Source organism: Microbacterium sp. NPDC055683 (genome assembly GCF_053617895.1).
In genome coordinates this window covers 14,339-38,515 of the sequence record NZ_JBSHGQ010000038.1, presented here as the reverse complement: position 1 = coordinate 38,515, position 24,177 = coordinate 14,339, and the positions used below count along the sequence as shown (strand labels likewise).

Annotated in this window: 22 protein-coding genes and 1 tRNA gene; 9 read left to right on the top strand and 14 right to left on the bottom strand. The window is 71.6% G+C overall.

The window, feature by feature from the left end; genetic code table 11:
- Positions 1-722: ammonium transporter (locus tag ACWGPF_RS13860; protein WP_452333350.1), on the bottom strand; the 722-nt coding region annotated here is incomplete at its 3' end.
- 179 nt (positions 723-901) lie between these two features.
- Between ACWGPF_RS13860 and ACWGPF_RS13855 the strand changes: the two genes are divergently transcribed.
- Positions 902-1,822, top strand: a complete 921-nt coding sequence (locus ACWGPF_RS13855; RefSeq protein WP_452333349.1) for an aldo/keto reductase — start codon at positions 902-904, stop codon at positions 1,820-1,822.
- 8 nt (positions 1,823-1,830) lie between these two features.
- Here the strand turns inward: ACWGPF_RS13855 and ACWGPF_RS13850 are convergent, their stop codons facing one another.
- From ACWGPF_RS13850 to ACWGPF_RS13840, 3 genes are read right to left on the bottom strand one after another with little or no spacing between them, the layout of a single operon-like run.
- Positions 1,831-3,219: an L-serine ammonia-lyase gene (locus ACWGPF_RS13850; RefSeq protein WP_452333348.1), complete on the bottom strand. Its 1,389-nt coding sequence runs from the start codon at positions 3,217-3,219 to the stop codon at positions 1,831-1,833.
- Complete coding sequence (locus ACWGPF_RS13845; RefSeq protein WP_452333347.1) at positions 3,216-4,460, bottom strand: M20 family metallopeptidase; 1,245 nt, start codon at positions 4,458-4,460, stop codon at positions 3,216-3,218. The genes ACWGPF_RS13850 and ACWGPF_RS13845 overlap by 4 nt, the downstream gene beginning before the upstream one ends.
- Positions 4,457-5,920 (bottom strand): MFS transporter, encoded by a 1,464-nt coding sequence (locus tag ACWGPF_RS13840; protein WP_452333346.1) that lies wholly within the window; start codon positions 5,918-5,920, stop codon positions 4,457-4,459. Before ACWGPF_RS13840 ends, ACWGPF_RS13845 begins: the two co-directional genes overlap by 4 nt.
- Positions 5,921-6,019: 99 nt before the next feature.
- Here ACWGPF_RS13840 and ACWGPF_RS13835 point away from each other — a divergent pair, with 99 nt between their 5' ends.
- The gene (locus tag ACWGPF_RS13835; RefSeq protein ID WP_452333345.1) at positions 6,020-7,018 is read left to right on the top strand and encodes an Lrp/AsnC family transcriptional regulator; all 999 of its coding nucleotides are present in this window, start codon (positions 6,020-6,022) and stop codon (positions 7,016-7,018) included.
- 153 nt (positions 7,019-7,171) lie between these two features.
- Here the strand turns inward: ACWGPF_RS13835 and ACWGPF_RS13830 are convergent, their stop codons facing one another.
- On the bottom strand, positions 7,172-7,528 hold the full coding sequence (locus ACWGPF_RS13830) for a DUF4406 domain-containing protein (protein ID WP_452333344.1): 357 nt from the start codon (positions 7,526-7,528) through the stop codon (positions 7,172-7,174).
- 48 nt (positions 7,529-7,576) lie between these two features.
- Between ACWGPF_RS13830 and ACWGPF_RS13825 the strand changes: the two genes are divergently transcribed.
- From ACWGPF_RS13825 to ACWGPF_RS13805, 5 genes are all read left to right on the top strand, one after another.
- The gene (locus ACWGPF_RS13825; protein ID WP_452333343.1) at positions 7,577-8,344 is read left to right on the top strand and encodes a DeoR/GlpR family DNA-binding transcription regulator; all 768 of its coding nucleotides are present in this window, start codon (positions 7,577-7,579) and stop codon (positions 8,342-8,344) included.
- A gap of 142 nt (positions 8,345-8,486) precedes the next feature.
- Positions 8,487-8,750: a DUF6458 family protein gene (locus ACWGPF_RS13820; protein ID WP_345438607.1), complete on the top strand. Its 264-nt coding sequence runs from the start codon at positions 8,487-8,489 to the stop codon at positions 8,748-8,750.
- On the top strand, positions 8,750-10,141 hold the full coding sequence (locus ACWGPF_RS13815) for a serine/threonine-protein kinase (protein WP_452333342.1): 1,392 nt from the start codon (positions 8,750-8,752) through the stop codon (positions 10,139-10,141). The genes ACWGPF_RS13820 and ACWGPF_RS13815 overlap by 1 nt, the downstream gene beginning before the upstream one ends.
- A 116-nt stretch (positions 10,142-10,257) precedes the next feature.
- On the top strand, positions 10,258-12,024 hold the full coding sequence (locus ACWGPF_RS13810) for an AMP-dependent synthetase/ligase (RefSeq protein ID WP_452333341.1): 1,767 nt from the start codon (positions 10,258-10,260) through the stop codon (positions 12,022-12,024).
- An 11-nt stretch (positions 12,025-12,035) separates the two neighbouring features.
- Positions 12,036-12,902: a DUF1295 domain-containing protein gene (locus ACWGPF_RS13805; protein WP_452333340.1), complete on the top strand. Its 867-nt coding sequence runs from the start codon at positions 12,036-12,038 to the stop codon at positions 12,900-12,902.
- On the opposite strand, the gene ACWGPF_RS13800 is transcribed toward ACWGPF_RS13805, so the two are convergent.
- Positions 12,857-14,038 (bottom strand): MFS transporter, encoded by a 1,182-nt coding sequence (locus ACWGPF_RS13800; RefSeq protein ID WP_452333339.1) that lies wholly within the window; start codon positions 14,036-14,038, stop codon positions 12,857-12,859. The genes ACWGPF_RS13805 and ACWGPF_RS13800 overlap by 46 nt on opposite strands.
- A gap of 50 nt (positions 14,039-14,088) precedes the next feature.
- Between ACWGPF_RS13800 and ACWGPF_RS13795 the strand changes: the two genes are divergently transcribed.
- A complete protein-coding gene (locus ACWGPF_RS13795; RefSeq protein ID WP_452333338.1) occupies positions 14,089-14,646 on the top strand; it encodes a Chromate resistance protein ChrB in 558 nt (185 codons plus the stop codon).
- A gap of 40 nt (positions 14,647-14,686) precedes the next feature.
- Positions 14,687-15,298: a DUF624 domain-containing protein gene (locus ACWGPF_RS13790; RefSeq protein WP_452333337.1), complete on the top strand. Its 612-nt coding sequence runs from the start codon at positions 14,687-14,689 to the stop codon at positions 15,296-15,298.
- A 326-nt stretch (positions 15,299-15,624) separates the two neighbouring features.
- Here ACWGPF_RS13790 and ACWGPF_RS13785 read toward each other — a convergent pair whose 3' ends face one another.
- The 8 genes from ACWGPF_RS13785 to ACWGPF_RS13750 form a co-directional block, all read right to left on the bottom strand.
- Entirely contained in the window at positions 15,625-17,394 is a 1,770-nt protein-coding gene (locus ACWGPF_RS13785; protein WP_452333336.1) for an ABC transporter substrate-binding protein, read from the bottom strand.
- Positions 17,395-17,422: 28 nt separating this feature from the next.
- Positions 17,423-18,382: a carbohydrate ABC transporter permease gene (locus tag ACWGPF_RS13780; RefSeq protein WP_345438592.1), complete on the bottom strand. Its 960-nt coding sequence runs from the start codon at positions 18,380-18,382 to the stop codon at positions 17,423-17,425.
- Between the two features lie 7 nt (positions 18,383-18,389).
- Positions 18,390-19,379, bottom strand: coding sequence for an ABC transporter permease (locus ACWGPF_RS13775; RefSeq protein WP_452333335.1), 990 nt, complete (start codon positions 19,377-19,379; stop codon positions 18,390-18,392).
- Positions 19,380-19,660: 281 nt separating this feature from the next.
- Positions 19,661-20,659 carry a LacI family DNA-binding transcriptional regulator gene (locus tag ACWGPF_RS13770; protein WP_452333334.1) on the bottom strand — a complete coding sequence of 333 codons (999 nt, stop codon included), beginning with the start codon at positions 20,657-20,659 and terminating at the stop codon, positions 19,661-19,663.
- Positions 20,660-20,673: 14 nt separating this feature from the next.
- Entirely contained in the window at positions 20,674-22,212 is a 1,539-nt protein-coding gene (locus ACWGPF_RS13765; RefSeq protein WP_452333333.1) for an alpha-N-arabinofuranosidase, read from the bottom strand.
- 138 nt (positions 22,213-22,350) lie between these two features.
- A complete protein-coding gene (locus tag ACWGPF_RS13760; protein WP_452333332.1) occupies positions 22,351-22,584 on the bottom strand; it encodes a hypothetical protein in 234 nt (77 codons plus the stop codon).
- A 126-nt stretch (positions 22,585-22,710) separates the two neighbouring features.
- Positions 22,711-22,802 (bottom strand) — tRNA-Ser (locus tag ACWGPF_RS13755).
- Positions 22,803-22,866: 64 nt separating this feature from the next.
- The gene (locus ACWGPF_RS13750; protein WP_345438539.1) at positions 22,867-24,165 is read right to left on the bottom strand and encodes an LCP family protein; all 1,299 of its coding nucleotides are present in this window, start codon (positions 24,163-24,165) and stop codon (positions 22,867-22,869) included.
- Between the last annotated feature and the right edge of the window lie 12 nt (positions 24,166-24,177).

Here is a 24,177-nt window from a genome sequence, read left to right as displayed (position 1 = left end):
TCGGCGGCGAGCTCGGAGCCCGCGTTGAACCCGAACCACCCGAACCACAGCAGACCCGCACCCAGCAGCACGAACGGCGGGTTGTGGGGCACGTGGACGCCCTTCTGGAAGCCGACGCGCTTGCCGAGGACGAGGGCGAGGGCGAGGGCCGCCGCACCGGCGTTGATGTGCACGGCGGTGCCGCCCGCGAAGTCGATCGCGCCGACGCCGAAGACGTCCTGCAGACCGTGGGTGATCCATCCGCCGTACGCGAACGAGCCGTCCTCGGCGAGGCCGAAGTTGAACACCCAGCTCGCGACCGGGAAGTAGACGATCGTGGCCCACAGACCGGCGAAGAGCATCCACGAGCCGAACTTGGCCCGGTCGGCGATGGCGCCGGACACGAGCGCGACGGTGATGATGGCGAACGTGGCCTGGAACGCGACGAAGGCGAGCGGCGGGAAGGCCGCGTCCTCAGGCGTCTCGAGCAGGCTGGTGAGGCCGAGCGCCGTCCAGTCGATGTTCCACGGCGCGACCGTGCCCTCCGCGGCGGGGAAGGCGATCGCGTAGCCGTAGAGCACCCACAGGACGCCGATGAGCCCCATGGCGCCGAAGCTGAGCATCATCATGCTGATGACGCTCTTGGCCTTGACGAGACCGCCGTAGAAGAACGCCAGGCCGGGCGTCATCAGCAGCACGAGCGCTGCGGCGATCAGGATGAAAGCTGTGTTTCCTTGATCCATCGGGGAAGAGAGCCTCTCTGGGTGGACGCAGGACGAGCGTCGGGTGCGCCCAGTATTCCGCCGCCGCGTTTCCCGCGGACGGGCCGGATGTTTCCGCCGGGTTTCGTTCCCCCCGGTTCGTGTGAACATCGCGTGTCGCAGGGCAGGATGGAGGGACGTCCGAGAACGATGGAGGCCCGATGACCGCGCTGATCGACCCGCGTCCGCTCGCCCGCACGGGGCTGGAGGTGAGCCCCATCACGCTGGGCGCGTCGTCGCTCGGCAACCCGGAGCGCTCGCCGGCCGATCCGCTGGAGCTCGCCGAGGCCATGCTCGCGAGCCCGTTCGCCGTCGTCGACACCTCGAACAACTACGCCGACGGGGCGAGCGAGTCGGCGCTCGGCGCGGCCCTGCGCGCCCGCGGCGGCGTCGCGGAGGGCCATGCCGTCGTCACGAAGGCCGACGTGGGCGCCGACGGCAGGTTCGACCGCGACCGCGTCTGGCGCTCGTTCGAGGAGAGCACCGCGAAGCTCGGCGTCGAGCGGCTGCCCCTCCTCCACCTGCACGACCCGTGGGCGGTGACGTTCGAGGAGGCCACGGCGCCCGGCGGGGCCGTGCAGGGGATGATCGAGCTGCGTGAGCAGGGACTCGTCGGCGCGATCGGCATCGCGGTGGGCGAGCTCAGCCTCGAGACCGCGTACGTGCGCACGGGCGCGTTCGACGCCGTGCTCACCCACAACCGGTGCACGCTCGTCGACCGCAGCGCCGAGGCGCTCATCGCCGAAGCCGGCGAGCGGGGCATGGGCGTCTTCAACGCCGCGCCCTTCGGCGGCGGGCTTCTGGCGGGTACGGGCACGTCGTACGCCTACCGCGAGGCCCCGGCCGAGCTGCTCGCCTGGGTGTCGCGGCTGCGTGAGCTCTGCGCGGAATGGGCTCTCCCCCTCGCGGCGGTCGCCCTGCACTTCTCGCTGCGGCACCCGGGGGTCCATTCCACGGTCGTCGGCGTCGGCCGCGTCGAGCGCATCGACGAGCTCGTGGCGCTGTACCGCACGGCCGTGCCCGAGGACTTCTGGCCCGAGCTCGCCGCGCTCGGCACGCCGCCGTCGACGATCGACGACTGAGCGCGTGCTCAGCACTCGACGACGTTGACCGCGAGGCCGCCGCGGCTCGTCTCCTTGTACTTCTCGCTCATGTCGGCGCCCGTCTGCCGCATCGTCTCGACGACGGCGTCGAGTGAGACGATGTGCGAGCCGTCGCCGTGGAGAGCGAGGCGCGCGGCCGTCACGGCGGTCGTCGCGGCGATCGCGTTGCGTTCGATGCACGGGATCTGGACGAGGCCGGCGATGGGATCGCAGGTGAGTCCGAGATGATGCTCGATGGCGATCTCGGCGGCATTCTCGACCTGCGCAGACGTGCCGCCGAGCACGGCGCACAGACCGGCCGCCGCCATGGCGCACGCCGAGCCGACCTCGGCCTGGCAGCCGCCCTCGGCACCCGAGATCGAGGCGTTCGCCTTGATGAGCGACCCGATCGCCGCCGCGGTGAGGAGGAAGCGCCGGATGCCCTCGGGCGACGCATCGGGTTCGAAGCGCGCGTAGTGGTGCAGGACGGCGGGCAGGATGCCGGCGGCCCCGTTCGTGGGCGCGGTCACGACGCGCCCGCCCGCGGCGTTCTCCTCGTTGACGGCGAGCGCGAAGGCCTGCAGCCATTCCCCCTCGACACGACGCCCGGCCGCCTCAGACTCCTCGAGGCGGGCCCGCATCGCCGAGGCGCGCCGCCGGACGCCGAGCCCGCCGGGGAGCACGCCCTCCGCGCTCAGCCCGCTCTCGACGCACGTGCGCATGGCCGACCAGACGGCGTCGAGACCCTCCTCGACCTCGGCGGCCGGGCGCGCCGCGGTCTCGGCCTGCCACGCGACGTCGGCGATGGAGCGGCCGTCGACGCAGAGGGCGAGAAGTTCGGCCGCCGTCGCATAGACGGGCCCGCGCGCGGGCGCGTCCGCCTCCGCGGCGACCTCGCCCTCGCCCTCGCGACGGATGAAGCCGCCGCCGATCGAGAGGTACGTCTCCTCGACGACGGGGTCGGGGCCATCCGCCCACGCTCGCAGCACGAGCGTGTTGGGGTGCCCGAGCCGCCGGGCGAACGGCTCGAAGACGACGTCGGCGCTGTCGAACGGCACGGGGGTCGTCCCTCCGAGCAGAAGCGGGGTGCCTGCGGGATGGCCCGACCAGGCGCCCCGGACGTCAGCGGGGTCGCAGGTCTCGGGGGCGAGGCCCGCGAGACCTGCGACGACGGCGTCGGGTGTTCCGTGTCCGAGCCCCGTCGCCGCGAGCGATCCGCAGAGCACGGCACTGATGCGCGTGGGCGCCTCGGGCAGGGCGGCGAGCACGCGCCGCGCGAAGTCGGCTCCCGCGCGCATGGGGCCGACGGTGTGCGACGACGACGGCCCGATGCCGATCGAGAAGAGCTCGAGCGCCGAGACGTACACGCCTCGGCGCTCCTGCGTGCGCGCCGTCACTCGTCGTCCTGCGGCCGCATCGTGGCTCCGACGGGGCGCGCCGCCTGGCGCTCGAGCAGGTCGTCGCGTGACGCGGGGGTCAGCGCCGCAGCGGCCGCGGCCCAGGCGAGGCCCCGTGCGCCGTCGATCGCCGCCCTGTCTCCCTCGGGCGCCGCGGCGTCGGAGGCGAATCCGAGCGTGTGCGGCGCGGACGTCGAACCGTGCACGGCGATGCCGGGGTGGATCGACGGCACGACCTGCGAGACGTTGCCCATGTCGGTCGACCCGCCGGCGCCGCCCGCGAACGGGATCGTCGGCCGGCCGAGCTCGGCGAGCGCGTCGTTCCACTCCCTCGCGAGGAGCGGCTCCTGCACCAGCGGGTCGTAGCGCGGCTCGGTGCGCCGCTGCTCCCATGCACACCCCGATGCCAGCGCACCGGCCTCGAAGCACGCGAGCACGCGGCGCTTGGCGTCGCGCAGCTCGTCGAGGTCGAACGACCGCACCTCGGCCTGCACGACGGTGCGCGCAGGGATGATGTTCGTCACGTCGCCGCCTTCCGTCACGACGGCCGCGGTGCGCACCGTTCCCGGCAGCTGCTGACGCAGCAGTCCGATGGAGGTGAGGGCGATCGTGGCGGCATCGAGCGCGTTGACCCCGAGGTGCGGGGCGGCCGCCGCATGGGCGGGGCGCCCCGTGTAGACGACCTCGAAGCGGTCGACGGCCTGCGATGCGAAGCTGTCGCACGCGACGTCGACACCGGGCGCACCGTGCACCATGAGCGAGATCGTCGCGTCCTCCCACGCCCCCGCCTCGAGCATGAGCACCTTGCCGCCGCCGTGCTCCTCGGCGGGTGTGCCGAGCAGCTTCACGGTCAGGCCGGCCTCATCGGCGATCGAGGAGAGCCCGATGGCGGCGCCGAGGCCCGCCGCGGCGATGATGTTGTGCCCGCACGCATGGCCGATACCCGGAAGCGCATCGTATTCGGCGCACACGGCGACCGTGAAGTCGCCCGTGCCGAACGTGGCCTCGATGGCGGTGTCGAGGCCGAACGCGCCGACCGTCGCGTCGAACCCCGCGGAGCGCAGCGCGGCCGCGACGATCTCTGCGGCGCGGTGCTCGGCGAACGCCGTCTCGGGGTGCGCGTGGATCTCGTGGCTGATGTCCGTGAGCCGCTGCTCCCATTCGCGGATGGTCCGGGCGACGCGGTCCTTCGCGGTCGCGAGGTCGATGCGGACGTCGGATGCGGGGGCGGCGGTGGTCATGCGGTCTCTCCTGCGGGGGTGGTGACGGTTGCGGCGGCCGGGGCCGCGCGGAGGAAGGGGGCGAGCGCGGAGATGGCGACGCCGATCGCGGCGCCGATCGCCCAGACGGCGACGTACCCGCCGAAGGCGGTCGTCGTGACGGCGGCGTCGCCCGCCCCGACCGTCATGACGAAGCTGCCCATGACGAGGGCGAACACGGCGCCCGCCACCGCGCCCGCCGCGGTGCGTGAGGTGTTGTAGAGCGCCGAGGCGATCCCGACGGAGTCGGCGGGCGCACGGTTCACGACGATCGTCGGCAGCACCGAGATGAGCACGCCGTTGCCGAGCCCGCCGACCACCATGGCGGCGATGACGGCCGCGGTGGACGAGGAGGCGACGAGGAACACCGCGTAGCTCGCGGCGATGAGCGCTCCCCCCATGACGATGGCGCCTCTCGCCCCGATCCGGGTGGCCAGACGGTCGCCGAGCAGGGAGGCGACGAAGGCGGAGAGCGCGGCGACGAGCGAGACGATGCCGACGACCGCCGAGCTGAGGCCCAGCCCGAAGCCGAGGACGGCGGGGTCGCCGAGCACGAAGACGGTCGTGGCGGTCTGGCTGCCGAAGAGCTGCGCGCCGAAGAGGAACGCGATGACGATGGGCAGGCCGATGCCGCCGCGCACGAGCAGGTGCACGTCCACGAGCGGATGCGCGACGCGCTTCTCGACGGCGACCCAGCAGGCGAGCAGGGCGACGCCGCCCAGGATGGCGAGCCAGGTGAGGGGGTTGCCCCATCCCCAGGTCGTGGCGTTGGACACGCCGCCGAGCGCCGCGAGCAGGCCCACGCCGAGCAGCGAGGCGCCGATCCAGTCGATGCGCCCTCGTGCCCGGACGGCCGACTCCGGGACGAGGAAGACGACCACGGGCACGCAGATCAGGAGGAAGATCGCGGGCATCCACAGCACGGTGCGGAGATCGCCGACGGCGGCGAACAGGAGGCCGGAGCCCAGGGATCCGAGGGCGGCGCCGAACGTGAGCGCGCCGACGAGCTTCCCGATCGATCGCCCGGCGGACTTCGGATCGCGGTCGCGCACGATCGCGAACTCGAGGGGCAGGAACGCGGCCAGCGGCGCCTGCAGCGCCCGCCCGAGCAGGAGGACGGCGAAGTTCGGCGCGATCGCGACGACGATCGACCCGAGGGCCACGAGGGCGGCGGCGATGGCGAGCATCCGCTTGTGCCCGTATCGGTCGCCGAGCTTCGCGATGATCGGCACGCACACGACCGTGGCGAGCATGTATCCGGCGCTGACCCAGTTGAGCGCGGCCGCGCCGACGCCGAACTCCGCGCCGATGGCGGAGAGCAGCACGGGGTACCACCCCTGCAGCATTCCGGAGCCGAGCTCCATGACGACGAGGAACCCCACGACACCCCGGAGGGCGGTGCGGGCGGGGGCGGCGGTGCCAGGCGGTGCGACGACGGCCATGGTGTCTCCTTGGACGATGTGTTCGGGTCGGAGAGACTTTAGGAAGACGCGACATCCCCGCGACCGGGATGCAGGAAATCCGACGAGAGTGAGACTTCGATGCAGGAAAGCGGCCTCGACGACGTCGATCAGCGCCTCATCCATGCCGTCCAGATCGCGCCGCGCGCCCCCTGGACCGCGCTCGCGCCCATCGTGGGAGCCGACCCGGTCACGCTCTCGCGGCGATGGGCGCGGCTGCGCGGCGAGGGCCTCGTGTACGTCACGGGCTACGGACTGTCCGAGAGCGCCATGGTCGCGCTCATCGAGATCGAGTGCAGCCCGGGCGAGACGCTCGCGGTCGCCGCCGAGCTCGCGCGCGATCCTGAGGCGTTCACGATCGACCTGACGGCGGGAGGGCGCGACATCCTCATCACGCTCGGCACCGCCGACAGCGCGACGCTCGCGACCTGGACGCTCGAGCGCATCCGCGGCGTGGGCGGCATCCGCTCCATGCGCACGCATCTCGTGTCCGAGGTCGTGACGGATGCCCGCAACTGGCGTCTGCGGGCCCTCTCGAAGGACGAGGCCGCGCGCGCGGAGGCGGCCGACCGCCCCGAGGCGACGGCGCCCGTGCGATTCACTCCCGCACAGCGCCGCGCCCTGTCGACGGCGCTCGCGGCCGACGGGCGGATCGGCACGACCGAGCTGGCTGCACGCCTCGGCGTCGCGCCTCGGCGCGTGCGCGACGCGATCGCGGGGCTGCGCGCCTCGGGGCGGCTCGTCATCCGCGTCGACGTCGCGCGGACGCACACGCCGTGGCCGATCTACGCGTGGTACTTCCTCCGCGTACCCGCCGCGATGGTGGCGCGGGTCGGCCCGCAGCTCGGTCGCATGGACGAGGTGCGGCTCGTCGTCACGACCGTGGGCGAGTACAACGTGATCCTCGCCGTATGGCTGCGGACGCTGCAGGACGTCGGCCGGCTCGAGGCGGTCATGGAGGAGCGGCTGCCCGGCGTCGCGATCGCCGACCGGTCCGTCGTGCTGCGCACCCCGAAGCACCTCGGTCATCTCCTCGACGACAGGGGGAGGGCGACGGGCGAGACGGCTCCCGTCCCGTGAGTGTGGCGATGCCAGCTCTTCCGCACCCGGCGCTCTCTCCGCACCCGCATCGCGCAGATCGCGCCGGCGGAGGCCGCTGACGAGCCGATCGCGCGATATGACGGGAGTGGCGCGGCTGCTTCGTGCAGAAACGTGCAGGAAGCGGCCGTTCGTTCAGACGACGACGCCCGGAATCTCGGCAAGATCGAGGTAGACGGGCAGACCCCGCTCGCGCGCGATCGCGACATCCTGATCGGCGCCCTGCGATTCCCCCGGCAGCCGCAGCACGGCATCCGCGCGCTGCAGCAGCCGGTGTGCGGTCGGGTACATGACCTCGTCGGCGAGCGGCTCGAACACGCCGCTTCCCGCACTCACGAGCACGGGGAGGGCGACCCATTCTCCGATCATCGGGATGTGCCCGGCCCGAAAGATCGGCCACGCGGCCGCTTCGAGCCGGCGCAGGTTGTCGGCCATCAGCCGCGGGTCGTCGCCCGTGCCCGAGCGATACGGTCCGGCGATGAGAATCAACATCGAGTTATGCATGGTTGTGCACGTTATCACGTGTTGTAGGATGAGAACATGCAAGAACAGGAGCGGTCGCTGACGGCGGAGCGCAAGGAGCACCTGCTCTCCGCGCTCGCGTCCGACGGGAAGGTGCTCGCGAAGGAGGCCGCACGTGCCCTGGGCGTCTCGGAGGACACCATCCGACGCGACCTGCGCGAGCTCGCCGCCGCAGGGCTCTGCCGACGGGTCTATGGCGGAGCGCTCCCCGTGCCGGCGGCGCAGGCGACGTACGAGGAGCGCGGTTCGCTCAACACCGCGGGCAAGTCGCGCGTCGCCGAGGCCGCTGCAGGGCTCATCCGCCCGGGCATGACGTTCGTCCTCGACGGCGGCACGACCGCGCTGCGCGTGGCGAGGTCGCTCCCCGACGACCTCGCCGCGACGGTCGTGACCCACAGCCCCACGGTGGCCGTCGAACTCCTGCCGAAGACGGGCGTCGAGGTCGTGCTCATCGGCGGCCGCCTGTTCCGGCACTCGGCCGTCGCCTCGGGCGCGGCCGCCGTCGAGGCGGCCTCGCAGATCAACGCCGATCTGTTTCTCATGGGCGTGACCGGCGTCAGCGCCGACTTCGGCCTGACGACCGGCGACTCCGACGAGGCCGTCGTGAAGCGGACGTTCGCGCAGCGCAGCGCCGAGACCTTCGTGCTCGCGAGCTCGGAGAAGATCGGCGCGGCGTCGCCGTTCCAGGTGCTGCCGCTCTCCGGCGTCACGGGCGTCGTGACGGACGCGGAAGAGAGCAGCGCACTCGACGCGATCGCGCAGCGCGTGCGCGTCATCCGGGCATAGAGCCGCGCCGGGCTACCGGGCTGCGCTCCCCGTGTCAAGCGGGCGACACGGGGCGCGCGGCCTCAGTAGAAGTGGAGGGTCCGGCGCACCGCCCCGACCCGAGGCGGATGCGGCGCCGGGCCCTTTCGGAAGGAGCACGACCATGGGCATCGGAACCGGTATCGCCCTCATCGCGATCGGCGCCATCATCGCGTTCGCGATCAACGTCGACCTGGGCGGCGCGATCGACCTGCAGCTGATCGGCTACATCCTCATGGCGGCCGGCGCCGTCGTGTTCCTCATCAGCCTCGTGCTCGTCCTCCGCCGACGCAGCAGCGTCTCGACCTCGCGCACCTCGGTCGACCCCGCCAGCGGCGAGCAGATCACGACGCGCCGGACGACGGACGACGGAGACGCCGTCGTCTGATGCCCGCCTCCGGTCTCGTCTCCGGTCCGGAGACAGGCGAGACGCTTGACGGCCGCTACGAGCTGCGTGCACGCGTGGGGTCAGGCGGGATGGCCGCCGTGTACCGGGCGCGCGACCGCCTGCTCGACCGCGACGTCGCCGTCAAGCTCTTCCACCCCGTGGTCGACGACGACGACCAGTCGCGACAGCGCCGGTTCGCGGAGACGCGCCTGCTCGCCTCCCTCAATCACCCCTCTCTCGTCACGCTGTACGACGCGCGCGTCGACGGCGACGACCATCCGTACCTCGTGATGGAGTTCATCGACGGGCCGACGCTGCGAGAGCGGATGGCCGACGGCCCGATCCCCGCTCGCGAGATCTCCGACACGGCGGCGGCACTGGCCGACGCTCTCGCCGTCGTGCATGCGGCCGGCATCGTCCATCGCGATCTGAAGCCGTCGAACGTGCTGTTGCGCCCCTCCGCCCTTCCCGGCGGAACCGCATCGGCGACGCTCGCCGACTTCGGGATCGCGTACCTCCTCGACTCCACGCGCGTGACGACACCCGGCACGACGATCGGAACCGCGGCCTACCTCGCGCCGGAGCAGGTCCGCGGGGAGGCGCCCGCCCCTCCCGCCGACATCTACGCGCTCGGGCTCATGCTCATGGAGTGCCTGTCGGGGCGCCATCCGTTCGGCGGCGGCACGCCGCAGGAGATGCTCGCGTCGCGTGTCGCGTCGACGCCTCGCATCCCCGCGGGGCTGAGCGGCGGATGGCGCTCCCTGCTCATCGAGATGACCGCTCACGACCCCGCCGCCCGCCCCACGGCGGCGCAGGTGGCGCTCCGTGCCCGCGCCCTGCGCGACGACGACGAAGGGATGGCCGTGGCATCCGCCGCGATCGCCGACCATCCCACCGAGCCGTATACCGTCGACGCGTGCGCGGCGAGCGACAGCGGGAGCACGGCGCCCGTCGCCGCCCCGCCTGCCGCTCTCGGCCCCGCCCGACGGCGTCGCGCGCGGCTGTCGGCAGCCGTCGTCGCCGTCGCGCTGTGCGCGCTCCTCCTCGCCTTCGGCGTCATCCTGCCCGCCATCGGCGTCTCGCCCGGCGGCGAGGCGCCGACAGCGACCGCGCCGCGCCACGCGGGCATGCTCGTGCGCGACACGGGACCCGCCGCCGGGCCCTCCGCGCCCGGTGCTGCCGTCGGCGGCGGCACGGCGCCCGCCGTCGTCGAGGAGGTCGCCCCGAGCACCGCGCCCGAGCCGTCCGCCGATCCCGGCCACGGCAACGGCTCGAACGGCGGGAACACCGGGAACGGGAACACCGGGAACGGGAACGGCGGGAACGGGAACGGGAACGGGAACAACGGGAACGGGAACAACGGGAACGGGAACAACGGCGGAAAGGGCTGAGCCGATCCCCGAACGGGTCGGGGCCCATCCGCTTTCTCGAGCGTTCCGAATCACTCGAGCGCGATCATCCGCGCACCCGCCGCCCACCACCGCCGACAGAGGAGCCCGCCGTCCAGATGAGGGAGACCGCCACGCCCTTCGCCGCCGATCACTCGGGGCACCGCAACGTCACCGACCTCCTCGTCCGTCGTGAACGGGCCGCTCCGGATCACGCCGCGTTCGACGTGCCGGAGGATGGCGGCTGGCGTCGCGTCTCGACCACGGAGTTCGCCGACACGGTGCGGGCCGTCGCCAAGGGCCTCATCGCGCAGGGCGTCGGCGAAGGCGACGCGGTCGCGATCATGTCGCCGACCCGCTACGGATGGGCGGTCGCCGACCTCGCCGTGTGGTTCGCGGGCGGGGTGGTCGTGCCCGTCTACGACTCGTCGTCGCCCGAGCAGGTGGCGGAGATCCTCCACGACGCCGGGGTCCGCGCCGCGTTCAGCGGCGACGACCGCTCCCGGGCGCTCCTGGAGTCGTGCGCACCGCCGCGGGGCGTGTGGTCGCTCGACGACGGCCTCCATCGCCTCGCCGCGTCGGGTGAGGATGTCGACGACCTCGACCTGGAGGCACGCCGGACAGCGGCGGGCCCCGATACGCCTGCGACGATCGTCTACACGTCCGGCACCTCGGGCGCACCGCGCGGAGCGGTGCTCACGCACGCCAACTTCCTGGGGCAGGTGCTCAACATCGCGGCCGCCTACCGCGAGATCGTCCGCCCCGACGGCAGCACCGTCATCTTCCTCCCGCTCGCGCACGTCCTGGCCCGCGGGCTGCAGCTCATCTGCCTCGCGAGCGGGATGCGCATCGCGCACCTCTCCGCCCCCTCCGAGGTGATCGCCGCGCTGCCCACGCTGCGGCCGACGTTCCTCGTCGTCGTGCCGCGCGTGCTCGAGAAGATCGCCGAGGCCGCGGCACAGAAGGCGGCGACGGCGGGCCTCGCGCGCGTGTGGGACGACGCCGTGCGCACGGCGGTCGCGGCGGGCGCGCGACGCGAGGCCAGGGAGGCGCGCGCCCGCGGCACGTGGGCGCCCATCGCAGCGGCCCGCACGCGCGTGCACGACGCGCTCTTCTTCCGCCGCGTGCGCGCGCTGCTGGGCGGGCGCATCCGCTACATCCTGTCGGGCGGCGCGCCGCTCGCGACGCGCACATCGCTCCTCTTCCGGGGGATGGGCGTGCCCGTCGTCGAGGGCTACGGGCTGACCGAGACCACGGCGCCGCTGACGGGCAACCTGCCGGGGGCCATCCGATCAGGAACAGTGGGCGTGCCGCTGCCGGGCTCCGCCGTGCGGATCGCCGATGACGGAGAGGTGCTGGCGCGCGGCGTCGGCGTCTTCTCGGGTTACCGCGATCCGCGCGACGACGCGGACGCCTTCGTCGACGGCTGGTTCCGCACGGGCGACCTCGGACGCCTCGACGACGACGGCCGGCTCATCCTGGAGGGCCGCACGAAGGACGTCGTGACGACGTCGCAGGGGAAGACCGTGTCGCCTGCGCGGTGGGAGAGAGAGGTGGAGTCGTCGCCGCTCGTCGCCTACGCCGTGACCATCGGGGACGACCGACCGTACCTCACCGCGATGCTGCTCCTCGACCGCGAGGCGGTCGCGCGCGTGCACGACGTGCGCGACCCGCGCCCGCTCGACGACGATCCCGCGATCCGCGCCCTCGTGGAGCCGGTCGTCGCTGCGGCGAACGCCCGGGTGGCGCGCAGCGAGCGGGTGCGGCGATTCGCGCTCGCCTACGCCGAGCCCGACGACCGCGAGCTCGTCACCCCGACCCTGAAGATCCGTCGTCGCGCCCTGCTGCAGCGGGCGTCCGACACCATCGACCGCCTGTACCTCTGAGAGAGCCGATCATGTCCTCCGCCTCGCGCGCCTCCCTCGTCACCGTTCTCATCGCCCTCGTGCTCGGCGCCGGCCTCGCCGTCGCCGGCAGCGTCGACGGGCCGTCCGTCGGCGGCCTCCCTGTCTTCGCCCTCGCCGTCATCCTCGCGTTCGCCGTGCAGTTCGCCGCCTTCCTCCCGGCGGCCGCGCTGCGGACGGAACGCTTCTTCGACCTCACGGGCAGCCTCACCTTCATCGGCGTGACGATCGTCGTGCTCCTGCTCACGGGCATCGACACGCGGGCCGTCGTCATCGCCGCGCTCGTCGTCGTCTGGGCCGCCCGGCTCGGAGCGTTCCTCTTCGCGCGGGTGCGCCGTGACGGATCGGACGGACGCTTCGACGAGATCAAGACCTCGCCGCTGCGCTTCCTCCGCGTCTGGACGATGCAGGGGCTGTGGGTGTCGGTCACCGCGTCCGCGGCGTGGATCGGCATCGGCGCAGGAGGCGACGTCGTCGACGGATGGCTCATCGCGGGCGTCGCGGTCTGGCTCGTCGGGTTCGCCGTCGAGGCGACGGCCGACGCGCAGAAGGCGGCCTTCCGACGCGATCCGGCGAACGCGGGCCGCTTCATCCGCTCGGGTCTGTGGTCGGTGTCGCGGCACCCGAACTACCTCGGCGAGATCCTCGTCTGGGTCGGCATCGCGCTGGCCGCCCTCCCCGTCGCCGCCGGATGGCAGTGGATCGGGCTGCTGTCGCCCGTGTTCGTCGTCCTCCTGCTCACGCGGGTGAGCGGGATCCCGCTGCTCGAGAAGCGCGCCGAGGCGCGGTGGGGCGACGACCCGGAGTACGCCGACTACCGGCGCCGCACTCCCGTGCTCGTCCCCGGCTTCTCCCGGTAGCCCGACCATCCGCCGATCGCCGCGAGAGCACTCGCGCCGGCGAGCACCGCGAGGGCGGCCGGCAGCGTCCACACGGTCGCGAGGGCTCCGACGAGAAGCGGTCCGCCCGCGTCGCCCACCTCCCGTCCGAGCTCGGCACTCCCCATCGTGCGCCCCATCCGCTCGGCCGGCGTGTTCGCGGCGAGATGCGCGAACGCGAGCGGGGTCACGACCCCGGCCATCGCGCCGAATGCGGCGGCCGCCGCGAACAGCGTCACGGCGTGCGGCACGACGGCGAGGAGCGCGAGCGCCGCTGCGGCGAGCGCGAGCCCTGCCGTGGTCCCCGCGCGCGTCGACAGCCGGCCGTCGTCATGCCGGCGGCCGACGGCGGGCTGGATGGCCGTCGACACCACCGCGAGGACGGCGACCGCCGCCGCCCCCGCGAGCGGGGCCATCCCCAGCCGCGAGGCGAGGAGCGGCAGGAACCCCACCGCGACGCCGAGCACGGCCGTGGTCGTGGCGAGCGAGAGCGTCGGGAGCAGGAAGCCGCGTTCCGTCGTCTGCCGGACGAGGTCGGCGAGGGTGGAGCGCGTGCGCGGCAGCACGGGCAGAGACGGCATCGCGAGCACGGTCCAGACGGCTGCCGCGGCGGCGAGCGCTCCGAGGGCCAGGTACAGCGCCGCCATCCCGAAGGCCTGCACGAGGAGCACGCCGAGGAGAGGTCCTGCCACGTAGCCGAGGCTCTTCCATGCCCCGTATCGCCCGAACGAGCGGCCGAGCCGTTCGGCGCCGGCCATCCGGGCGACGGCCGACGAGGACGCGGGCGAGAAGGCCGCCGCGGCGGCGCCCTGTCCGAGGCGCACGAGCGCCAGCACGAGCGGCGTGGGGTCGAGGAGCGCGAGCAGGGAGGCGGCCGCGAACGCCGCGAGGCCGCCGACGATGACGGGCTTCGCGCCGATGCGGTCGCTCAGGGCGCCGAAGAGCGGCTTGAGAACGACCTCGGCGACGTCGTACAGCGCGAGCGCGAGGCCGAGCCCGAGCAGCGAGAGGCCGATGTCGTCGCTCTCCCCGCCGAGGACGGACGCCACACCGTGCGCTCCGAACGCGGTGGTGAACCCGGCGAGGTAGAGCGGTGCGATGCCGCGGATCTCTGTCACGGTCTGGACCGTAACAGGCGCTACACCCTCACGCACGTTACGCTCGAGGGATGGCCGACGACACGGGATGGCTGCTCGCCGTCGTGCAGGTGCCGAGCGACCCGTCACGGCATCGCGTCGCGGTGTGGCGGGAGCTCCGCCGTGTCGGCGCGGTGCCCGTCTCGCAGGGGACGTGGGCACTGCCCGACGCCGACACGTTCCGCGCCGCGCTCGCCCGCGCATCCGAGCTCGCGGCGGCGGGCGGCGGCTCGGTCGCGTCGTTCGCCGTGACCCCGCAGGACGAGGCCGCGCGCACGCTCGTCGTCGAGACGTTCCGGGAGGCGCGCATCGAGGAGTGGCGGGAGTTCACAGCCGACTGCGGGAAGTTCGAGGACGAGATCGCCCGCGAGATCGCGAAGCGGAAGTTCACGTTCGCCGAGCTCGACGAGGAGGAGCACAGCCTCGACCGGCTGCGGCGATGGCATCGCGATCTGCGGCGCCGCGACGTCCTCGCCCTCGATGAGGGCAAGGAGGCGGCGACGCGCCTGCGCGCGTGCGAGGCCGCGCTCGACGACTTCGCCGAACGGGTGTACGAGGAGAACCGCGGAACCCGAGCGCAGCGGCGATAGGTCGATAGTCTCGACATATGCACGCGAGCGATGGCGCCCGATGAGGATCGACCCGGAGGGACGCGCCCTGTCGGGGCTGTCGACGTTCCTCACCTTCGTGGCGCTCAACGTGTCCTTCCTCGTCGTGTGCCTGCCTGTCGTGACGATCGGAACGGCGACGGCATCGCTGTTCGAGGTGACGATGCGGTACTCCGACGACGAGCAGGGCCGGCCCCTCGCCGACTTCTTCCCCGCGCTGGTGCGGAACGCCGCCCGCGGCACGGCGGTCCTCCTCGCGATCGGGCTGCCGCTGGCCGCGCTCGTGTTCAGCGGCGTGTTCTGGCTCGGCATGGAGTCGATCGTCGGCGCGATTGCGGGGGCGGTGGCACTGCTCGGGGCGGCGTACCTCGTCGCCGTTCTCCTCTACGGGCTCGCGCTCGTCGGCCGCTACGGAGCGCCGGTGCGGGTCACCCTGCGCAACGCGATGCTGCTGCCGCTCGCGGAGCCGACGCGCACGCTCATCCTCGTGGCCATCCCCGCCGCCTGCGCGAGCCTCGCCGTCGTCGTGCCGCCGTTCACGGTCATCCTCGGCACGATCGGGTTCTCCGTCGGCGCCTACGCCGCGGCGTTCGCGTTCCGCAGCGCCTTCGCACGGCACGCCGACCCGGCCTGATCCGGCGCCGCCCGGCGGAACCCGATCCCCTCCCTCTCCCCCAGGTCGCACTTCCCGTCCCGAACAGCCCCCATACGGCCGCAAACTGCGACCCCGACGAGAACCCCTCTCCCCCACGTCGCACTCCCCGCCCCCAAAAGCCCCCAAACGGCCGCGAACCGCGACCCGAGCGAGCACCCCTCTCCCCCAGGTCGCACTCCCCGCCCCCAAAAGCCCCCAAACGGCCGCGAACTGCGACCCGAGCGAGCACCGGGCCGGATGACACGACGCCGCGGGCCCCGGGACCGATGCGATCCCGGGGCCCGCGGCTCGGCGGACGGCGCTACTCAGCCGAACTCGGCGGCGACCTCCACTCGCGCCTCGTTCTGCGCCTCGGCCTTCTCGAGGTCGAAGTCGTAGACCTTCTCGTACCCGAGACCCTCCGCCGTCGTCTTCATCTCGGCGAGCAGCGACTCGAACTGGGCGTCGTCTTCCGCGAAGACGAGCTGCCACGAGTACTGCACGATCGACGCCTTGATCTGGTTGCGGAGCGTCTCGATCTCCGATGTGTCGGCGGGCGCCGTGTAGCCCGCTCCCGGCGCGACCGTGATCTGGTCGTTCGCCTCGAGGAACTCCATGGTCGACGTCGCCCCGCCCATGTGCGCGGACCAGTCCTCGGTGAAGGGGTTCGCCTGCGTCTCCTGGAAGCTCGGCCAGAACGTGTAGCTGTACGGGTAGCCCGTGTCGGGGTCGACGTCGGCGGGCAGCACGACCGTCACGTTGAGTGCCGAGACGCCGTCGCGGTAGGCGCCGCCGCCCCACTCCTCGGGCACCGTCGCCTCGCCCGTCAGCAGAGCCTCGGTGCCGAACTCCGTCAGCGCGGGCTCTCCGTCGTCGCCGATCTCCCAGTTGAGTCCCTGCGGCCCCGCGGCGGCGCCGGTCTGGCTGCCGTTCGCGTAGGCCCCCTCGGGCGAGTACAGCCAGTCGATGAAGGCGGCGATGCGCTCGGGGTCCTCCGCGTTCGCGCCGATCGCGAGCACCTGCTTGGCGCCGTAGACCTCGGCGCCGTACGAGAAGATCCTCTGGTCCGCCATGTCGACCATCCCGAAGCCCCGCCCCTCCGCGGTGTGCTCGGGGGTGTTGTAGGCGGCCTGGCCGAGCCACGGCCAGAACGAGAACAGCACCTGGCCGTTCTGGTACTTCGTGAACATGGTGTCGTAGTTCTGCGTCGTCGACTCCGGGTCGACGAGACCCAGCTGGTTGGCCTCGTAGAAGAAGCGCAGCGAGCGCACGTACGCCGAGTCGGGGTCGATGATGCTCTGGTACTCCGAGCCGTCGGCCTGGGCGAGCACGAACCCGACCTCGTCGAAGCCGTAGAACGTCGCCGGCTGCTTGGCGTTGTTCATGAAATTGCCGTCCCAGTCCTTGAACAGCGACAGCGCGTAGGCCTTCTGCCCGTTGTCACCGGTCGGATGGGCCTCCTGCATGTCGGCGAGGACGGGCAGCAGGTCCTCGAGCGTCCCCACCTCGGGATAGCCGAGCTCGGCGTAGTAGTCCCAGCGCAGATAGGGGCCGAACGTCGGCTCGAGCCCCTCCGACGACTCGGTCGGCTTGATGGAGGACACGCTCGTGGGGAAGGCGTAGACGCCCTCCTTCTCCTCGTTGAGCTTCTCGACGGCGGCGTCGAACCGCGGCGCGTGCTCCATCTGGTCGTAGTAGGCGCTCGAGTCGAGCACGAGCCCGCCCTCGATGAGCTCGTCGAGCTTCTGCCCCTTGTCGGTGATGATGAGATCGCCGAGGTCTCCCGCCGCGACGCGGGTGTTGTAGAGCGTGTCGCCGCCACCGGCGACATTGGGCGCGATGATGTTGAGCTCCATGTTGAACTTGTCCTTGACGATCTTCGCGAACCATCCGCTCTGCACGCCCATGTAGTTCGCGAGGCCGTCGAAGACGTCGATCGTGATCGTCTCGTCCCAGCTCTCCGGGAAGCTCCCCGATGCCCCCGTGGAGCCGTCGGCCTGCTGCGGCTGATCGCCGGTGATCAGCGAGCAGCCGCTCAGCGACGCCACGGCGAGCGCGCCCACCGCGGCGGCCGCGGCCATCCTCTTGATGCTCACGTGCTTTCCTCTCTCTCGAGCCCGGCCGTCAGCCCTTGACGGCGCCGAGCATGATGCCCTTGACGAAGAACCGCTGGAACAGCGGGTAGATGAAGATGATGGGGAGCACGACGATCACCGAGATCGTCATGCGGATGGAGGTCGGCGTCTGCGCCGTGGCGGCCGCGGCGATCGCACCGAGGTTCCCGCCGGCGTTCTGCGCCGCCTGCGCCAGGCTCGAGGCCTGGTTGATGAACATGTACAGCTGGTACTGCAGCGTGTAGAGGCTCTGATCGGTGATGTAGATGAGCGTGTCCTGGAACATGTTCCACTGCGCCACCGCCGAGAAGATCGCGATGGTGGCGAGGATGGGCGTCATGTTCGGCAGGTAGACCTTGAGGAAGACCTGCACGATGTTGGCGCCGTCGACCTCGGCCGCCTCCTGCAGCGTCTGCGGCATCGACTCGACGTAGGTCTTCGCGAGGATGATGTTGAACGGCTGCACGATGAACGGCAGCACGTACACCCAGAAGTTGTTCGTCAGCCCGAGCGCCTTGATGATGATGAACACGGGGATGAGCCCGGCGCTGAAGTACATCGTGATGATCGTGAACCGGTACCAGAACCGGCGCGCCCACATGCGCTCCTGCGTGAACATGAAGCCCAGGAACGCCGAGGCGAGCACGGTCGCCACGGTGCCGAGCACGGTGCGCGCGACCGACACGGCGGCCGCGTTCGCCAACCCGTCGAGCTGGAAGACCTGCAGGTAGTTCGCGAGGTGGAGCCCCTCCGGCCAGAGCCGCACGTCGCCGAGCGCCGAGACGTCGTTGGCGCTGATCGAGTTGATGATCAGGTAGTAGAAGGGGTACGCGCACAGCAGGGCGAACACCGTGAACAGCGCGTAGTTCGCGATCGGGAAGGCGACGTCGCCCGGCGAGCGGCGGCCGAAGCGCGGCGGCTTCCGTCGCGGCGAGGAGGTGACGAGGGTCGAGGTCTCGGTGACGGTCATGGCTGCCTCAGATGATCGACGCGCCGCGCGTGCGCTTCGCGATGAGGTTGACGGCGAAGAGGAGCACGACCGAGATGAGGCTCTTGAGCATGCCAACGGCGGTCGCCATCGACAGGCTGTTGCCCGTCAAGCCGATGTTGTAGACGTACAGGTCGAGCACCTCGATGTGCTCGCGGTTGAACGCGTTCTGGAAGACGTAGAACTGCTCCATGCCGTTGTTGAGCAGGTTGGCGATCGACAGCATGAGCAGGACGACGAAGGTCGGCATGAGCTGCGGCAGCGTGATGTGCCACATGATCTGGAACCGCCCGGCGCCGTCGAGCTTCGCCGACTCGTACAGCGCCGGATCGATGCCCGCGATGGCGGCGAGGTAGATGATGGCGCCCCAGCCGAGGCCCTTCCACAGGCTCCACAGCGTCATCGTGAGCCAGACGTTCTCGCCGGAGTCGAGGAACTTCACCGGCGCGGTGATGAGGCCGGAGTCGATCAGCACGTCGTTGACGAGGCCCGTGCTCGAGAACAGCGAGAACGCGATCATGTACACGAGCACCCAGGAGATGAAGTTCGGGAGCGTCGTGAGCGTCTGCACCGTGTTGCGGAACCACGGCGCCTTGACCTCGTTGAGGAAGATCGCGAACGCCACCGGGAGGATCGACGTCGCGATGCCGATCGCGCTCATGGCGAGCGTGTTCGTCAGCACCTGCCCGATCTGCGCGACCTGGGCGGGCGAGTTGAACATGAGCTCGAACCATTGGAGCCCGACGAACTCGCTGCCCGCGAGGCCCAGCGCCGGCCGGTAGTCGTACAGGGCGTAGATCCAGCCGTACAGCGGGAAGTACGAGAACAGGAACACGAGCACGAGGAAGGGCACGATGCAGAGGAACATCGTGAACGACGCGCGCCGGCGCTTGCGCGGCGGGCGGATGGCCGGGGCCGCGGGCTCGTCGGCGTTCGCCGCCTCTGCCGCGACGACGCCGACCTGGGTCTGCACGCTCATGCGCAGGCCCCGCAGATGTCAAGGCGCACAGCCATCCCCACTCCTTCGTGTCGGTGTCATGTGCTCGTCGTCGCGTGCCTCGCGGCGCGAGTGCGGGCGTCTGTCGAACCGCTTCGAAGAAAGTATCCGGAGAATTTGGTGTCGTCAAGCACATATTCGTGGGATGCGAGCGCTCCCACACGCGTGAGCGCGGGAGAACGCGCGATTGCACCCGGTGCTCGACGGCAGCTCTTCACCGTGCGCGCAAGCGCTTCGACGCTCCGGCGGCCGAATGGCGCGGCTCAGGCCCGGCGCGTCGTCCCGCGCAGGGTGAGCGAGAAGGGGCTCACGGTGCGGCGACGTGCGGGCAGATCCTCCCCCGCGATCCGCCGCTCCAGCAGGGCGACGGCCGTCTCCGCGATGAACGCGTGGTCGGGGCTCACGGTCGAGATCGCGGGATTCGCGTAGCGGGCGGCCGGCACGTCGTCGAAGCCGACGAGCTGCACGTCCTCCGGCACCCGCAGCCCGGCGCCGACGAGCGCGTGCAGCGCGCCGAGCGCGACGGCGTCGGTCATGCAGAAGACGCCGTCGAAGGGGGCGCCGCGCCTCAGCAGCTCCGCTGCGGCCGCGGCGCCCCCTTCGATGCCGTAGCGCTCGGCCGGCACCGCGAGCGCCGGGTCGGGCGTGAGCCCCGCGTCGACATGGGCGCGCCGGTACCCCGCCAGCCGCTCCGAGGCCATCCCGCCGTCCTCGACGATGCCGCCGAGGACGGCGATGCGGCGCGAGCCGGTCGCGAGGAGATGCGCGACGGCGACGCGCGCGCCCTCCTCGTTCGGCATCGACACCTGCGGCAGCTCGTCGGCGAGATCCTTCTCGCCGACGAGCACGAGGGGGTAGTCGATGGCGCGCAGGTCGTCGACGCTCACGCCGAGGGCGCTCAGGATGAGTCCGTCGATCATGAGACGGCGCGACAGGGCGACCGCCTCGAGCTCCCTGTCGCGCGCGGCGCTCGTCTGCTCGACGGTCACCCGCAGCCCGCGCCGACCTGCGGCCTCCACGACATGCGACGCGAGGACGCCGAAGTACGGCTGCGCGATGTCGGGCACCGCGAGCCCGATCGTGCCCGTGCGCGCGCTGCGCAGCCGGCGCGCGGCCGGATTGACGCGGTAGTCGAGCTCGGCGATCGCCCGCAGCACCTTCTCGCGCGTCTCCGCGCGCACGTGCGGGCGATCGTTGAGGACGTTCGAGACGGTCATGGCGGAGACGCCCGCCGCTTTCGCGACATCGTGGATGGTCGCCATCCGCCCGCCTCCCGTCAGTCGGCGGGGTCGACCGCCAGATCGATCGTCACATACGCGTGCGCGGGGATCGTCACGGTGAGCACGTCGCCGTCGAGGGAGAACCCGTCGAACGCGGTCACGGTCACGGCATCGGGGGTCGCGAACGTGTTGTGCGCGTCGATCGCGGCGGCCGTGAGGATGCGGCCGCGCACGTCGCCGGCGGATGCTCCGCGCAGCTGGATGGCGACGGTCGCGGCGTCGGCGTCGTGCGCGTTCGTGAGGGAGAGGAGGGCGCGGCCGTCCTTGCGCGACGCCGATGCCGACAGCGTGCGGACGTCGCCCGCCGACGACTCCCGTACGGGCGCGTCGTCCAGCAGATGCACGTCGAGCGCACGGGCATCGTGGTGGCCGCGGTTCATCTCGAACACGTGGTAGGTGGGCGTCAGCACGAGAGCGCCGGTCTCCGCGTCGGTGAGCAGCATCGCCTGGAGCACGTTGATCGTCTGCGCGATGTTCGCCATCACGAGGCGGTCGGCGTGGCGGTGGAACGCGTCGAAGTGCACGCTCGCGACGAGCGCGTCGCGCAGCGTGTTCTGCTGCTCGAGGAAGCCGGGGTTCGTGCCCGGGGTCGGATCCCACCACGTCCCCCACTCGTCGAGGACGAGGCCGATCTTCTTCTCCGGGTCGTACACGTCCATGACGGCCGAGTGCCCCTCGATGAACCGCTCGGCCTTCGCCGCCGCGGCGATGGCGCGGTAGAACTCGTCGACCGTGAACTCGGTCGCGCTGCCCTTGCGGTCCCACGTCCCGGTCATCGAGTAGTAGTGGAACGAGATCGCCTGGAACACGCCGCGCAGGTCTCCCGGACGCTCGACGCTGCCGAGCGCCTCCATGAGCGTCTGCGTCCACCGGTAGTCGCCATCCGATGCCCCCGCGGCGATGCGGTAGACGCTGTTGCCGCTGTGCTGGCGCACGTAGGTGGCGTACTGGCGCGCGAGGTCGGCGAAGGTCTGCGCGCTCATGTTGCCGCCGCAGCCCCACGGCTCGTTGCCGACGCCCCAGAACGGCACCGTCCAGGGCTCGTCGCGTCCGTTCTCCCTGCGGAGCCGGGCCATCGGCGAGTCGTCGCCGCGCGTGAGGTACTCGACCCAGTCGCTCATCTCCTGCACGGTGCCGGAACCGACGTTGCCGCTCACGTAGGGCTCGGCGCCGAGCATCTCGCACAGCTGCATGAACTCGTGGGTGCCGAACGCGTTGTTCTCCACCACGTCGCCCCAGTGGCTGTTGACGGTACGGGGGCGCTCGTCGCGCGGGCCGATGCCGTCGCGCCAGTGGTACTCGTCGGCGAAGCAGCCGCCCGGCCAGCGCAGGTTGGGGATGCCGAGCGCGCGGAGCGCCTCCACGACGTCGAGGCGGATGCCGCCCTCGTTCGGGATGTCGGACCCCTCGCCGACCCAGAACCCGCCGTAGATGCACCGCCCCAGGTGCTCGGCGAAGTGCCCGTAGAGGTGGCGGCTGATGGTGGCGCCCGGGAGGTCGACGTTGACGACGGCGCGGATCGGGGTGGAGGTCATGAGGTTGATTTTTACCGATACAAGGTTGGTACGTCAAGGCTCCGCGACGCCGCAGACCAGCCTTCGTCGTCGAGGCCCAAACACGGAGCACGGGTCTCGACGACGAGGGCTGGTCTCGACGGGATGGCCGCGCCGGGGTCAACTCTCCGAGGCGTCGACCTCGTCCGCGCCTTCCTCGCCGGGGATCTCGGCGTCGTGCACGCCGATCCCGACAGCATGGTGGCTGGGCTCCTTGCCATCGGGCTCGGGGGCCTTCGGCTCCTCCCCCGGCTCCTGCTCCGTGCTGGGCTCCTCGAGCTCGGCGTCGTCGCGCTGCTCCTCGGGCTGCACGTCGAGCGCGTCGCCCTCATCGTGGTTCTGCACATCCGACATGGTGCTCTCCTCTCGTCGAGCCTCCATCGTGCGACCTCGGCGCGCGGGACGGGAGCGGGTTGACGGGGGATGACCGCGGGCGTTAGCGCGCGGCACGCGAAAGGCCCCGCCGAAGCGGGGCCATCCTGGCGGAGACGAGGGGATTTGAACCCCTGGTCCCCTTACGGGGACTCCACCTTAGCAGGGTGGTGCACTAGGCCTGACTATGCGACGTCTCCATGTGCCTGCACGCAGACACGTCCTCCATCCTAACGGGTCTGATGGGATGCCGCGAACCGCGACTCAGCCCGCGCCGTTGGAGCAGGTGACCTGGCCGGCGTTCGTGCCGTGCACGTTGGAGCCCAGCTCGCCGCTCGCGATCGTCTCGGTCGGGTCGGGCGTCGCGGTGGCCGACTCGGTCGGCGCCGTCGTGTCGACGGGGGCCTCGGTCTCGGTGCCCTCCTCGCCCTCGGCGAGCACGGCGCCGCCGCCGGTGTCGCCACTCAGGTCGATCGCCACGTTGGCGTCGAGCGCCGCCCACAGCTGCTCGGCCGACGCGTAGTCGGGGGCGACGCGGTTGGAGTCGTACGGGTCGTCGACGACCGGGTACTGCACGAACGTGAACTCGTCGAGCGGCACATCCGCGGCCGCCATGGCGATCTGCACGAGCGTGACGGGGTTCGTGAGGCTCGACGACGGGTCGACGTTCTCGAGCGTCGTGCGCGCGAGCGTGAGGAGCGCGCCCGGATTCGTGAGCACCTCCTCGCTCGTGAGCTTGCGCGCGAGCGCCGACATGTACACCTGCTGGTTGCTGATGCGGTTGAGGTCGCTTCCGCCGACGCCGTAGCGGGTGCGGAGGAACTGCAGGGCCTCGACGCCGACGAGCGTGTAGTTCTCGGAGGGCGCGATCGCGAGCCCCGTGTGCTCGTCGTAGATGCCCTCGCCGCCGATGCACACGTCGACGCCGCCGATCGCGTTCGTGATCTCGATGACGCCGCCCCAGGTGACGGTCGCGGCGTAGTCGATGGACAGGCCCGTGAAGCTCTCGATCGTCGTCGCGATGCACCCGAGATCGCCGCGGTAGTACGCCTGGTTGAGCTGGCTGTACGACGAGGCCGCCGTGACGTTGCCCTGCGGGTCGGTGCACTCCGGCGCCTCGATCATGAGGTCGCGCGGGAAGCTGATGACGGTGACCTTGCGCGGCTCCGGCGAGATGTGCACGACCATGTTCACGTCGTTGAGCACGCCGTCGCGCGAGTCCTCCGAGTAGTACGCGTCCTCCGGGCAGCGGCCGTCGCCGAAGTACTGCGCGTACTCCTCCTCGCACGCGTCGAGGCCCGCGAACAGGATGTTCACGCCCTCGTTGTCGAGGGCGCCGATGTCGGGGGGCGTCGACTCCTGCCCGTCCAGCACGACGGCGTCGGCGGCGAAGGTCGCCCCGAAGTCCGCCGCCGCGTACGCGACGACGCCGAGCCCGCTCACGAGCACGACCGAGAGGCTCACGGCCAGCACGCGGAGCAGCTGTCGGGCGGGCGTCAGCGTCGACAGACGGCCGTGGCGGGCGATCGTGCGCCGCACGCCGTCTCGGGGGGTGTCGCTCACTCGGGTCCTCTC

What these genes read in the sequence shown, in the direction of transcription:
- ACWGPF_RS13855 (WP_452333349.1), top strand. Translation starts at nt 902, where the DNA reads ATGACCGCGCTGATCGACCCGCGTCCGCTCGCCCGCACGGGGCTGGAG.
- ACWGPF_RS13845 (WP_452333347.1), bottom strand. Translation starts at nt 4,460, where the DNA reads ATGACCACCGCCGCCCCCGCATCCGACGTCCGCATCGACCTCGCGACC.
- ACWGPF_RS13840 (WP_452333346.1), bottom strand. Translation starts at nt 5,920, where the DNA reads ATGGCCGTCGTCGCACCGCCTGGCACCGCCGCCCCCGCCCGCACCGCC.
- ACWGPF_RS13835 (WP_452333345.1), top strand. Translation starts at nt 6,020, where the DNA reads ATGCAGGAAAGCGGCCTCGACGACGTCGATCAGCGCCTCATCCATGCC.
- ACWGPF_RS13830 (WP_452333344.1), bottom strand. Translation starts at nt 7,528, where the DNA reads ATGTTGATTCTCATCGCCGGACCGTATCGCTCGGGCACGGGCGACGAC.
- ACWGPF_RS13825 (WP_452333343.1), top strand. Translation starts at nt 7,577, where the DNA reads ATGCAAGAACAGGAGCGGTCGCTGACGGCGGAGCGCAAGGAGCACCTG.
- ACWGPF_RS13820 (WP_345438607.1), top strand. Translation starts at nt 8,487, where the DNA reads ATGGGCATCGGAACCGGTATCGCCCTCATCGCGATCGGCGCCATCATC.
- ACWGPF_RS13815 (WP_452333342.1), top strand. Translation starts at nt 8,750, where the DNA reads ATGCCCGCCTCCGGTCTCGTCTCCGGTCCGGAGACAGGCGAGACGCTT.
- ACWGPF_RS13810 (WP_452333341.1), top strand. Translation starts at nt 10,258, where the DNA reads ATGAGGGAGACCGCCACGCCCTTCGCCGCCGATCACTCGGGGCACCGC.
- ACWGPF_RS13805 (WP_452333340.1), top strand. Translation starts at nt 12,036, where the DNA reads ATGTCCTCCGCCTCGCGCGCCTCCCTCGTCACCGTTCTCATCGCCCTC.
- ACWGPF_RS13795 (WP_452333338.1), top strand. Translation starts at nt 14,089, where the DNA reads ATGGCCGACGACACGGGATGGCTGCTCGCCGTCGTGCAGGTGCCGAGC.
- ACWGPF_RS13790 (WP_452333337.1), top strand. Translation starts at nt 14,687, where the DNA reads ATGAGGATCGACCCGGAGGGACGCGCCCTGTCGGGGCTGTCGACGTTC.
- ACWGPF_RS13780 (WP_345438592.1), bottom strand. Translation starts at nt 18,382, where the DNA reads ATGACCGTCACCGAGACCTCGACCCTCGTCACCTCCTCGCCGCGACGG.
- ACWGPF_RS13775 (WP_452333335.1), bottom strand. Translation starts at nt 19,379, where the DNA reads ATGAGCGTGCAGACCCAGGTCGGCGTCGTCGCGGCAGAGGCGGCGAAC.
- ACWGPF_RS13770 (WP_452333334.1), bottom strand. Translation starts at nt 20,659, where the DNA reads ATGGCGACCATCCACGATGTCGCGAAAGCGGCGGGCGTCTCCGCCATG.
- ACWGPF_RS13765 (WP_452333333.1), bottom strand. Translation starts at nt 22,212, where the DNA reads ATGACCTCCACCCCGATCCGCGCCGTCGTCAACGTCGACCTCCCGGGC.
- ACWGPF_RS13760 (WP_452333332.1), bottom strand. Translation starts at nt 22,584, where the DNA reads ATGTCGGATGTGCAGAACCACGATGAGGGCGACGCGCTCGACGTGCAG.